Below are 871 nucleotides of genomic sequence, written 5' to 3' on the forward strand. Positions count from 1 at the left end.
CTCAAGGGCCATGTGCGCGGCGCCCTGAACAACGGCGTGACGCCGGAGCAACTCCAGGAGGTGCTGCTGCACGCCAGCATCTACTGCGGCCTGCCTGCCGCGGTCGAAGCCTTCCGCACGGCCGCCGAAGTGGTGGACGCCCCCAAGCCATGAGCCCGACACAGATTCGCCGCTGCGAAGAAGCCGACTGGCCGGCCGTCTGGCCGCTGCTGCGCGCCACCTTCGAAGCCGGCGACACCTACGCTTTTTCGCCGGACAGCACCGAAGCCGAAATCCATGCCGTATGGATGGAAGCGCCCCGCGCCACCTACGTGGTGCGCGACGGCGAAGGACCCGTGCTCGGCACCTATTTCATCAAAGCCAACCAGCCCGGCCTGGGTTCGCATGTCTGCAACTGCGGTTATGTGGTCGCGCCCGAAGCCCAGGGGCAGGGCCTGGCGTCGGCGATGTGCGAACACTCGCAGCGCGAGGCGCTGGCCATGGGGTTTCTGGCGATGCAGTTCAACCTGGTGGTGTCGACCAACGAACGGGCGGTTCGGTTGTGGCAAAGGTTGGGGTTTGGGGTGGTGGCGACTTTGCCTCGGGCTTTTCGGCATTTGAGGTTGGGGTTGGTGGATGCTTTTGTGATGTTCAAGACTTTGGGGTAGGTCGTTTTTGTTTTTGTTTCCGACGGAGTGCCCTCTGCTTAAGGTTGCTGGCCGGGGTCGCCCGGCGGCGACTCACTTTTCTTTGCTTCGCCAAAGAAAAGTAAGCAAAAGAAAGGCGACCCGCAGTCTGGGTCCCTACGCTTCGCTACGGGCAACCTGCGGTGCTCGAGCCAAGCGGGGTCCGGCTAAACTCGCCTTCGGCTCAGACAACGCCGGCCCTGATC

Annotated in this window: 2 protein-coding genes; both read left to right on the forward strand. The window is 63.4% G+C overall.

Going from position 1 to position 871, the window contains the following annotated elements; translation table 11 throughout:
* Nucleotides 1-153: carboxymuconolactone decarboxylase family protein (locus AC1D0P_RS26190; RefSeq protein WP_477679395.1), on the forward strand; the 153-nt coding region annotated here is incomplete at its 5' end.
* Complete coding sequence (locus AC1D0P_RS26195) at nucleotides 150-647, forward strand: N-acetyltransferase family protein (RefSeq protein WP_477679394.1); 498 nt, start codon at nucleotides 150-152, stop codon at nucleotides 645-647. The genes AC1D0P_RS26190 and AC1D0P_RS26195, both read left to right, overlap by 4 nt.
* Nucleotides 648-871: the final 224 nt, after the last annotated feature.

Source organism: Polaromonas sp. P1_G2 (assembly GCF_056405515.1).

What these genes read in the sequence shown, in the direction of transcription:
- AC1D0P_RS26195 (WP_477679394.1), top strand. Translation starts at nt 150, where the DNA reads ATGAGCCCGACACAGATTCGCCGCTGCGAAGAAGCCGACTGGCCGGCC.